General features: G+C 55.7%; 2 protein-coding genes. Both read left to right on the plus strand.

Annotated elements, in window-relative coordinates; all coding sequences use genetic code 11:
- The first annotated feature begins 129 nt into the window (after positions 1-129).
- Positions 130-1,227: an IS110 family RNA-guided transposase gene (locus VH187_RS05735; protein WP_329700527.1), complete on the plus strand. Its 1,098-nt coding sequence runs from the start codon at positions 130-132 to the stop codon at positions 1,225-1,227.
- A gap of 1,060 nt (positions 1,228-2,287) precedes the next feature.
- A partial coding sequence (locus tag VH187_RS05740; RefSeq protein ID WP_329700528.1) for an IS110 family RNA-guided transposase occupies positions 2,288-3,570 on the plus strand: 1,283 nt, incomplete at its 3' end.

The raw sequence follows: 3,570 nt of genomic DNA on the forward strand, positions 1-3,570 counted from the left end.
GAGAAAGAGATAAGCTACGGGCGGGGTCGGTGGCAAGCACTCTGAACTTATTTCGCCGAGGGCCGTTGGCTCCATTCGCCTAGATGACATGTAAAGAGTGCGGGCAAGTGGTTAAGCTCACCCGCACTTATGCATAGTATCAATAATACTGAGTTGTCCTCACACGAGGGAACCCGCTGCCAGTTTAATGGCGGCACAGCCGACATCAAGCTTGGGATTGATGTGCACCAGGACTTTTACGTGGTGGTGATGCAGGAGGGTGGAATGAACCCCAAACCGCCGCAGCGTTTTGGCAAGCAAGCGTTGCTGTGTTGGGCGAGCAAGCTCAAGGCCCATGGCAGAGAAGTTCACGCCGTGTATGAAGCGTGCGGGTTTGGCTTTTCTTTGCAGCGGCAACTGAGCACGGTGGGGGTCCACTGCTACGTAGTCTGCCCGCAGAAGCTCGATGAGCAAAACAAGCGGGTGAAGACTGACTCACTAGATGCCAAGGCGCTGTGTTTGCGGTTGGATCGTTTTGTTCAAGGCAATCGCGATGCTTTGGCAATGGTGCGCGTGCCCACTGAACAAGAGGAACAGTGCCGCGCCATTCACCGACAGCGCGAGCAGTTGGTTAAAGTGCGCAAAGTGCTGGAAGCTCAGGGCCGCAGTTTAATGGTCAATCACGGCTTGGCGCCGGTGCAAAACTGGTGGAAGCCGCGCAACTTTGCTGGGGTAGCGCTGCCCGCTTGGATCAAAGAGCTGCTGCAAAACAGCCAACCGATCTTGGTGGCGTTGCAGGAAAAAATCCAAGCGCTCACAGCGCAACTCGAAAACGCGGTGATGACAGAACAACCGCGCGGCCTTGGGAAAATGACCAGTGTGCTGATCGACCGGGAGATTGGGGATTGGAACCGGTTTAACAATCGGCGCCAGATCGCCAGCTACACCGGTTTGTGTCCCGGCGAATACAGCAGCGGCAACACCCGATTGCAAAGCTGCGTGACCAAACATGGTAATCCGCGCCTGCGTGCGGCGCTGGTGGAGTTGGCCTGGCGACTGGTCCGCTTCCAGCCTAACTATCGTGCGGTGCGCAAGTGGAAAGAGCGCCTGGCCAAAGGCACCCTCACCACCGGCGCCGCCCGCAAAAAAGCCATCGTCGCAGTGGCGCGTCAGCTCGCCGTCGATCTGTGGCGGGTCCGCACCGGCCGGCTCACCCAGGAGCAACTGGGACTGGAAATTTTGAAATGAGTTCGAGGGGAACACAAAGGAGGCGCGAGCCGCACGAGCAATAACTGCCAATGAAACTCTCCCACTAAAACAAACCACTTTGGAACGTGAGGCGCGCCCGGTGTCTAACCTGCTCCGGGCAAACTCGCGAGCGTCGCATTAGATTGGGCCGCCTCAAAGTTCCCTCTTCCACTGATCGCATTGATCAAATGGTGCTGAGACCAAAAGAGCTCACGCACGGATAGGAGTATGAACCGCTGGAAGAAAAATCCCGCGAGTTAAACGGAAGAAGACACGCTCCCAAACCAACACCAATTTCCACCCCACCAAAACTTATGAACTGACCAACTTACCGCACTTGACTCCCCACATAGGAGTTAGATGATTTGCTGGAGTACACGAAAGATCTCTTCGGTAGTTCGGTCGTAGTCATCCGTAGGAGGATCGCGGAAAGTGGAGCGTGCCCAGTCGAGAAGCCGCGGACCAGATATGTCGGCCTCATCCGGATGAGCGCGGAAATATGAGGACACCAGCCAGTCGAGACGAGGAAATAAGTGAAAATGAACCGAGCCCGTCTCCTCGGCAAAGAGTGCACAGTAAACCCGACGCGGGTGAACAACCGCTTCAATCGCGCGAGTGGCTGCTGCGAGAGTCACGCCCAGTGCGTCCTGTGCGTCGGGAGAAAGTTCGGCAAGGGAAGAAACGCCAACCCGTGGACTGACGATCAAGTAACCGGGAATAGGGCAACTCGAACACGGTTCGATGCGAAAGTGAGTGTTGACGAAGACATCTCGTCTCGGAGCAGCCTCAGTGTGCGCGGGAATCATCTAGCGAGACAGAGATAAGCCACCCCGCCACTTGAAGCAAAGGGTGGTATTTCTCCTAACGCGCAACCCAAGTGGCGGGGTGGGCTTATGTGAGTGGTGTGGAGGCTTGGAGTTCATTGGAAAGTGAGTTGAGAGGGCGGTTCTGGTTTACTCAATTTCGGTCGGCAGAGTCTTTGCACGTTGGCCATGCCCCGCTGTGGGAGCATTGGACGAAGAGCAGACCCGCTGGCCAATCTTTAACCGGCAACAAGTTGATGAGCTTTGATCGCCTGAAACGACCTTTTGATCGTTCACTTGGCCATAAGCTAAAGCCATCGCGCTGCTGCCATTCATTAGTTCAAAACTCAAAACCGCACCTCTCAATGAAACTATCTTACTTCCTCGGTATTGACGCCGCAAAACACAAAATCCGGGCCGCTCTCTCTCACGGGCAAGAGCGCCTTCTCTTTGAAAAAGATCTGCCCGTAAAAGCCAGCGGTTTAGCCGAGCTGCTGGTTCAACTCAAGAGGCTGGTGCCTGAGAAAGAGCAATTGCTCATTCTCATTGAAGCTACCGGTGTGCTTCATCTCAATTGGGCGGCCGCGCTCACCAAAGCCGGCTACGCCGTGGTCGTGGTTAATCCACTCATCGCGCGCCGGCTCTATCACCCGGGCAACGCTCTGCGCGATAGCAAGACTGACCCGATCGATGCCCGCAGCCTGTGCCAGGTGGCAGCGCGAAACGGAGCGCAATTGCTGGAGCTCTACCGTTTTCATCTGCGCCCGGCGCAACTGCGCTTGCAACGACTCCACACCGTACGCAAAGCCTTGCGTCGCAGCCTAACTAATCAGAAGAAAACCTACAAAAGTCTGCTGGATTTGAGTTTCCCCGAACTGGAACATTTGCTGCAAGTCGACGCCGTGGGTATTCGCCAGCTTTTGCTCCAAGCGCCAACCCCGGCCGCCATTGCCCGGATGCGTCGCTCCACCATCGAGAAAAACTGGATGCTTCGGCCCAAAGCCGCCGCGCTCAAAACTCTGGCCGCTCAATCGATAGCTGATCCTGACATTGCTCAAGCCAGCGCTCCGGCTCTTTGCTCGATCCTGGAGTTGATCGCTACGTTGGAAAAGCGCCTGATGGAACTGGATCAGCAAATTGCCCAGCTCACCCGTGAAACGCTCGATCCTCAAAATCTTGACTTACTCCAAAGTATTCCCGGCTTTGGTCCGCTGACCGCGGCGAAAGTTTTGGCTTTCCTGCCCACTGAAATCTTGCGCTCGGGTAACAATCGAAATGCCGCTGCCAGGCTCCAGGCCTTTATGGGTAACGACCCGCGATTAAAAGAGAGCGGGCAATGGAAAGGTCACACCAAGATGAGCAAACGAGGAGTGGAGATGTTGCGCAGCGCTTTCTTTCAATGCGCCTTTAGCGCCGCTCAACACGATCCGGAACTACGTGCTTTTTACCTGCGCAAACGCGCTCAAGGCAAACACCACGAAGTAGCCATCAGCCATCTCATGCGCATCTTGACTCGCAGAGCCGTAGCAGTACTCCGCTC

Origin of the sequence: Scandinavium sp. (assembly GCF_036271055.1) — a bacterium.
Lineage (GTDB): Bacteria > Pseudomonadota > Gammaproteobacteria > Enterobacterales > Enterobacteriaceae > Scandinavium.

Coding starts and splice junctions, on each gene's coding strand:
- VH187_RS05735 (WP_329700527.1), top strand. CDS start 130: ATGCATAGTATCAATAATACTGAGTTGTCCTCACACGAGGGAACCCGC.